Here is a 6,828-nt window from a genome sequence, read left to right as displayed (position 1 = left end):
GTCGTCCTGCCGCCCGGGACCCAGAAGCCCATCGCGCCTTTCTCGCCCGGAACCCTGGCCGACGGCGTGGTCTATGTCTCCGGCACGCTGGCCTTCGACAAGGACAACAACGTCGCCCACGTCGGTGACGCGGAGGCCCAGACGCGACAGGTGCTGGAGACCATCAAGTCCGTCGTGGAGACCGCGGGCGGAACGATGGAAGACGTCACCATGAACCACATCTTCCTGAAGGACTGGGCCGACTACGCGACCATGAACAAGGTCTATGCGGAGTACTTCCCGGGCGACAAGCCGGCGCGGTTCTGTATCGTCTGCGACCTGGTGCGCCCCGACTTCCTGGTCGAGATCGCCTCCATCGCCCACATCGGCAAGCGGTAGGGGCGTGACCCACTCCGCTAACGGACGAACCGCCGATCACGACATCGACCCGATCTTCCTGCATCGCTGGTCGCCGCGCGCCTTCACCGGCGAGGACATGCCCGACGCTGTCCTCATGAGCCTGTTCGAGGCCGCCCGCTGGGCGCCCTCGGCGAGCAACATTCAGCCCTGGCGCTTCGTCTACGCCCGGCGCGGGACGCCGCAGTGGGCGCCGCTGTTCGACGCCCTGATGGATATGAACCAGGCCTGGGTCGCACGCGCCTCTGTGCTGGCCTACGTCATCTCGGACCGGTTCCGCCGCAAGCCGGGCGCCGAGCCCGCGCCCAACCGCAGCCACAGCTTCGACGCGGGCGCCGCCTGGGCCTACCTGGCGCTGCAGGCGCAGCATCTCGGCTGGGCCGCCCACGGCATGGGCGGCTTCTTCCCGGAAAAGGCGCACGAGGCGATGGGCGTCCCGGAGGCCGACTACCGGATCGAAGCCGCCATCGCCATCGGCCGCCCCACCGACGCCGGTGTGCTGCCGGAAAGCTACCGCGCCCGGGAGGTCCCGAGCGGCCGGGGGCCGGTGGTAAGCTTCGTGTTCGAGGGGCGATATCGCTCCTAGGCCGCCGTCTGCGCGCCGGCCAGGAAGTCCATCTTGCCCAGCGGGACGCCCTGGCTGCGCAGGATCGCGTAGGCGGTGGTCACGTGGAACAGGAAGTTGGGCAGGCTGAAGGTCAAGAGGAAGCTCTGGCCGGTGAACTCCATCGTCCGTCCCGGGAAGGTCAGGACCACAGCGCGGCCTTCTTGGCCGTGGACCTGGTCGCGCTTGATCGACTCCACGAAGGCGATGGTCTTGGCGATGCGTTCCTTCAGTTCCGGGAAGGTGGTCTCGGTGTCCGGCATCGACGGCGCCTCGACGCCGGCCAGGCGCGCGGCGCCGCTCTTGGCCGCGTCGCTGGCGAGCTGGATCTGGCGGACGAAGTTCGCCATGCCGTGGCCGAGGCTGGCCTCGGTGAAGGTCGAAAGCTCCACATGCTCCTCGGCGGCGTAGGTCTCCGCCTTGTCCAGGAAGTGGCTGAGGTTCTTCAGCATCTGCAGATAGACGGTGATCGAGGCGTCGTAGAGCGAAAGCGACAAGGCGTTTCTCCAATAGCTAAGTTTCGTGTCGTCCCCAGATGGGGCGCCCGGCGATGGCCCGCCAGGGCTGTCATGGAATGTTTGCAGGCGCGCGGTCTGCGTCAGCCCCGCTGAGCGCCCAGCACCCGCAGGAAGTTGCCGCCCATCACCTTGGCGACCTCCGGCTCGCGCACGCCGTGTGCCAGCAGAGCCGCTGGGATCAGCGGCCAGTCGGCGTAGTCGCTGAACACCGGCATGTAGTTCGCGTCCATGTCGGTGCCGATGGCCACGTGGTCGACACCGACGGCGTCGACCAGCCGAAGGATCGAGGCGATCCAATCGGCAACCGTCTTCTGGCCGATCCCCGAAGGCACGGACCCGACGATGCCGCCGTGCGTCGTGACCAGCCGCGCGTGCTCCACGCTGACCAGCCGCGGATGGTCGACGCCTGGGCGCTTGAGGTTGGTGTGCGAGATCATCATCGGCCGCGTGGAGACCTCCACCGCGTCGCGGGTGACGCCCAGCGAAGCGTGCGCCAGGTCGATGACGATCCCTGCCTTGTTCATCTCACGGACGATGTCCTTGCCCACCGGCGTCAGGCCGGGAAAGCGCGGCGCCTCGGTCTGCGGGTCGCCGATCTGGTTGGGGTGGTAGTGGACGATGGTGATCGAGCGCACACCGTCGGCGTAGGCCGTGTGCACCCGCTCCAGCCGATCCTCGATGAAGTCGCCGCCCTCCACGGCGAAGGCGCAGGCCGTGCGGTGGTCGGCCAGTGCGCGGGCGATGTCGCGCCCGTCGCGGCCGGGCAGCGCGTCACCACGGGCGACCAGGGCCTTCAGCACCGCGACCTGCCGCTGGTAGTCGGCCCAGGCCTCGCCGGGATCGAACTCGCGCGCGGCCACCAGGCCCTTGGTCGGGGACTGCTCGAGCAGGAGGGCGTCGGATACGCAATTGAACAACACGGCGGTCACCTGCCCCGCGGCCATGTCGGCGAGCGCCTTGGGCTCGAACGGCGCGCCCATGGCCCGCGTCGTGGCGTTCTGGCGGGCGAGGTCCCGCAGGAAGAAGCGGCCGGGATGGGCGTGGACGTCGACGGAGGGATGCCGGCCCAGGAAGGTGGCGCCGGCCTTGAGCTGGGCCTCGGTGAGCCGCAGGCCGTTGCCGCCGCCGCGGGGATCGAAGATCTGCTGCGCCGTCGCCGGCCACGCGCCCGCCGCGAGACCTGCGCCAAGCGCCGCCAGCGCACCACGGCGCGAGATCATGCGAGGTGCTCCAGCACCGAACGCAGGGTCGCGACCAGCCGCTCGATCTCCTCGGCGGAGACGATCAGCGGTGGCGAGAGCGCGATGGTGTCGCCGGTGATGCGGATCAGGGCGCCGGCCTTCAGCGTGCGGACCATGACCTCGTAGCCTCGTGCGCCGGGGGCGTCGGGCCGGGGGCTGAGCTCGACCGCCGCCATCAGGCCCAGGTTGCGGATGTCGACAACGTTCGGGCAGTCGCGCAGGCTGTGGACGGCGGCCTCCCACACCGGCGCGAGTTCGGCGGCGCGGGTCAAGAGGCCCTCGCGGCGGTAGATCTCCAGCGTCGCCAACCCAGCCGCGCAGGCCGCCGGGTGGCCGGAATAGGTATAGCCATGGAACAGCTCGATGGCGTTCTCGGGACCCTGCATCATCGCGTCGTGCACCGCGCGGCTGGCGAACACCGCGCCCATCGGGAAGGCGCCGTTGGTCACGCCCTTGGCGGTGGTCATCAGGTCCGGCGTGACGCCGAAGAACTGCGAGGCGAAGGGCGCGCCCAGCCGCCCGAAGCCGGTGATCACCTCGTCGAAGATCAGCAGGATGCCGTGCTTGGTGCAGAGCGCCCGCAGCCGCTCCAGGTAGCCGACCGGCGGCGGCAGCACGCCCGCCGAGCCCGCCACCGGCTCGACGATCACCGCCGCGATGGTCTCGGCGCCATGCAGCGCGATCAGCCGCTCCAGGTCGTCGGCCCGCTCCGCGCCGTGGGCCGGCAGGCCGCGGGAGAAGGCGTTCTTCTCAAGGTCCAGCGTGTGGCCGATGTGGTCGGCGCCAGGCAGGGTCAGGAACGCGCGGCGATTATTCACGAGCCCGCCGACGGAAATGCCGCCGAAGCCCACCCCGTGATAGCCCTTCTCGCGCCCGATCAGCCGGGTGCGCTGGCCCTCGCCACGGGCCCGGTGGTAGGCGAGCGCAATCTTCAGCGCGGTGTCCACCGCCTCCGAGCCGGAGTTGGCGAAGAAGATCCGGTCGAGGCCGGCCGGCGCGATCCTGGCCAGCGCCGTGGCGAAGTCGAAGGCCAGCGGGTGGCCCATCTGGAAGGAGGGCGCGTAATCGAGCGTCAGCAGCTGCTGGCCGACCGCGGCGGCGATCTCCTCGCGCCCGTGGCCGGCGTTGACGCACCACAGCCCGGCCACGCCGTCGAGCACCTCGCGGCCGTCCTCGGTGCGGTAGTACATGCCCTTGGCGGCGACCAGCAGCCTGGGTTCGACCTTGAACTGCCGGTTGGCGGTGAACGGCATCCAGTAGGCGTCGAGGTCCGGCCGGTTCCTGCGGTCTGGGATGTCGTTCATCGGCGCGCCCCGCTCATGCTGCGCCTACGAAATCAGGTTCGCGCCGCGCCCGCCAGATGATTGAGGCCCCGGCCTCAGGCGGCGGCGGGAACGCCGCCGCCGAGCAGGGCCTGGGCGACGGCCCCCGCGCCCGGGCCGAGCAGCAGATGCAGGCTTCCGGGAGCGGGTCGGGCGACGGCCCTGACGCCCAGCTTCGCCAGGGCCGCGTCGTCCACGGCTTCGACTGACCTCAGTTGGAAATAAACCCGGCTCGCGCAGAGGCCGCAGCTCTGCAGGTTCTCGCGTCCGCCGAGCGCCGCCAGCCAGGCCGGGACGTCCACGGCCGGTCCTGGCGGGGTCGAGACCGGCCTGGCCTCAATCGCCTCGGGGGCCGCCTCGCGCCCGCCCACCACATCGCGGATTTCGCCGGCCACCTGGTCGGCGATCGGGCCCAGCACGACCTGCAGGGTCTTGGCCGAGGGCCGCACAAGGCCGCGGGCGCCGAGGGCCTTCAGCGCCGCCTCGTCCACCGCGGCGGGGTCGGCCAGCACCAGGCGCAGGCGCGTGGTGCAGGCGTCGACGGTCAGCAGGTTGGCCGCCCCGCCCAGCGCCGCCGTGAAACCCCGCGCCCGCTCGCCGGCGGTCATCGGCCCGGCCGTCGCCGGCGCCTCGGCGTCGCGGCCCGGCGTCTTCAGGTCGAAGCGGACGATCGCCCAGCGAAAGACGCCGTAGTAGAGGCCGAAGTAGGCGAGGCCTACCGGGATCAGCAATAGAGGCCGGGTCGCCTTGCCGAAGTTCAGGACATAGTCGAAGAGGCCGGCCGAGAAGCCGAAGCCCAGCTTCACGCCCAGGAGGCTCATCACCACGAAGGCGAAGCCGGTCAGCACCGCATGCAGGGCGAACAGCAGCGGGGCCAGGAAGATGAAGCTGAACTCGATAGGTTCGGTCACCCCGGTCAGGAACGAGGTCAGCGCCATCGACAGCAGCATGCCGCCCACCGCGCGCCGCCGGTCCTTCGGCGCGGCGTGGTACATGGCCAGGCACGCCGCCGGCAGACCGAACATCATCACCGGGAAGAAGCCGGCCATGAACGATCCGGCGGTAGGGTCGCCGGCGAAGAACCGCTTCAGATCCCCGGTCGCGCCATGGAAATCGCCGACGATGAACCATGCGACGTTGTTGAGGATGTGGTGCAGCCCGGTGATGATCAGCAGGCGGTTGGCGAGGCCGTAGACGAACAGGCCCAGGCGCCCCGACCCCACGATGGCGTGGCTGAGCGTGTCGAGGCCGCCGCTGAGCACGCCGTAGGAGCCACCGACCACCGCCGCCATGGCCAGGCCCGCCAGGCCCGCGACGATCGGCACGAACCGGCGGCCGCCGAAGAAGGCCAGGTACTCCGGCAGCTTCACGTTGGAGAACCGGTTGTAGAACAGGCCGCCGACGATCCCCGAGGCGATGCCGATCGGCACCCCAAGCTTGGCGATCGCCTTGCTCCGGAAGGCGGCCTTGGCGAGGTCGGCGGCGTCGCCCGCCATGCCCTTCAAGGCGTCGGCCGGCACGTGCAGCAGGGTCTGGGCGCCTTGCGTCGCGATCAGGAAGCAGACCACGCCGGCCAGCCCCGCCGCGCCATTGTTGTCCCGCGCCAGGCCGACGGCGACGCCGGCGGCGAACAGCAGGCCAAGGTTGGAGAAGATCGCCTCGCCGGCGGCGGCCAGGAACGGGATGTTCAATAGGTCGGGCTGGCCCAGCCTGAGCAGCAGGCCCGCCACCGGCAGGACCGCGATCGGCAGCATCAGGGCCCGGCCGAGCGACTGTAGGGCTTCGAGCGGCGAGCGCATGGTCAGGCGCCTCCGTTGAGGAAGGCGTCACTGAGCGCGCGCACCGCCTCGGCCGAGGTCTCCGCCAGGGCGGCCTCGGCGAGGCGCCGGCAGGCTTCGGCCGACAGCGTGCGGATCAGGGCCTTGGCCTCGGGGATGGCGGCCGGCGCCATGGAGAGCTTGCCGACGCCTAGGCCGATCAGGATCGGGATCGCCGCCGGATCGCCGGCCAGCCCGCCGCAGACGCTGGTCGGCAACGCCTGGCTCGCGCCGCCCTCGCAGGTGCGCCGGACCAGTCGCAGCACCGCCGGATCCAGCCCGTCGACCTCGCCGGCCAGCTCCGGATGGCCGCGGTCCATGGCCAGGGCGTACTGGGTCAGGTCGTTGGTGCCGATGGAGAGGAAGTCGGCCTCCTGGGCCAGCTGGTCGGCGGTCATCGCCGCGGCTGGGGTCTCGATCATTACGCCCAGGTCGACGCGGCCTTCGACGCCCAGCTCGCGCCGGGCCTCCTCGAGCGCGGCGCGGACCGCGCGTAGCTCCGAGAGCCGGGAGACCATCGGGACCATGATGCTGCAGCGGCCGCGCGGCTCGACCCGCAGGATGGCGCGCAGCTGGGCGCGCAGCAACTGCGGGCGACGCAGCAGCAGGCGCACGCCGCGGACGCCGAGCGCGGGATTGTCTTCCGGCGTGTTCGGCAGATAGGCGACGGGCTTGTCGCCGCCGATGTCCAGCAGGCGGATGACCAGTGGCTTGCCGCCCAGGGCGTCGGCAATGGCTTGGTACTGCCGGGCCTGCTCGTCCTCGTCGGGCGCCGTCTCGCGGTCCAGGAACAGGAATTCGGTGCGCAGCAGGCCGGAGCCCTCCGCACCGCCGGCGGCGGCCGCCTCCGCCTCGGCGAGCGAGCCCAGGTTGGCCAGCACCGGGACGCGGGTTCCGTCGGCGAGTTTCGCCGGATCGCGCGCCGCGGCG

General features: G+C 71.0%; 7 protein-coding genes. 2 read left to right on the top strand and 5 right to left on the bottom strand.

Annotation, left to right across the window (positions count from 1 at the left end):
* Together rutC and JWP28_RS14945 are read left to right on the top strand one after the other, a co-directional pair.
* On the top strand, window positions 1–378 hold a 378-nt coding region (gene rutC / locus JWP28_RS14950), incomplete at its 5' end, for a pyrimidine utilization protein C (RefSeq protein WP_299544093.1).
* 4 nt (window positions 379–382) lie between these two features.
* On the top strand, window positions 383–982 hold the full coding sequence (locus JWP28_RS14945; RefSeq protein ID WP_299544091.1) for a nitroreductase family protein: 600 nt from the start codon (window positions 383–385) through the stop codon (window positions 980–982).
* Here JWP28_RS14945 and JWP28_RS14940 read toward each other — a convergent pair.
* The 5 genes from JWP28_RS14940 to JWP28_RS14920 all read right to left on the bottom strand — a co-directional run.
* Entirely contained in the window at window positions 979–1,497 is a 519-nt protein-coding gene (locus JWP28_RS14940) for a DUF1993 family protein (protein WP_299544089.1), read from the bottom strand. The two genes, JWP28_RS14945 and JWP28_RS14940, sit on opposite strands and share 4 nt — an antisense overlap.
* 101 nt (window positions 1,498–1,598) lie before the next feature.
* A complete protein-coding gene (locus JWP28_RS14935; RefSeq protein WP_299544088.1) occupies window positions 1,599–2,738 on the bottom strand; it encodes a membrane dipeptidase in 1,140 nt (379 codons plus the stop codon).
* Window positions 2,735–4,063 carry an aspartate aminotransferase family protein gene (locus tag JWP28_RS14930; protein ID WP_299544086.1) on the bottom strand — a complete coding sequence of 443 codons (1,329 nt, stop codon included), beginning with the start codon at window positions 4,061–4,063 and terminating at the stop codon, window positions 2,735–2,737. The genes JWP28_RS14935 and JWP28_RS14930 overlap by 4 nt, the downstream gene beginning before the upstream one ends.
* 74 nt (window positions 4,064–4,137) lie before the next feature.
* Window positions 4,138–5,880, bottom strand: coding sequence for an N-acetylglucosamine-specific PTS transporter subunit IIBC (gene nagE / locus JWP28_RS14925; RefSeq protein WP_299544084.1), 1,743 nt, complete (start codon window positions 5,878–5,880; stop codon window positions 4,138–4,140).
* Window positions 5,881–5,882: 2 nt separating this feature from the next.
* Window positions 5,883–6,828 (bottom strand): putative PEP-binding protein (locus JWP28_RS14920; protein WP_299544082.1); only part of this gene is annotated, 946 nt, incomplete at its 5' end.

The sequence above is a fragment of the Phenylobacterium sp. genome (genome assembly GCF_028290885.1).
Lineage (GTDB): Bacteria > Pseudomonadota > Alphaproteobacteria > Caulobacterales > Caulobacteraceae > Phenylobacterium.
This window is presented reverse-complemented; position numbering and strand designations above follow the sequence as displayed.

Coding starts and splice junctions, on each gene's coding strand:
- JWP28_RS14935 (WP_299544088.1), bottom strand. CDS start 2,738: ATGATCTCGCGCCGTGGTGCGCTGGCGGCGCTTGGCGCAGGTCTCGCG.
- JWP28_RS14930 (WP_299544086.1), bottom strand. CDS start 4,063: ATGAACGACATCCCAGACCGCAGGAACCGGCCGGACCTCGACGCCTAC.
- nagE (WP_299544084.1), bottom strand. CDS start 5,880: ATGCGCTCGCCGCTCGAAGCCCTACAGTCGCTCGGCCGGGCCCTGATG.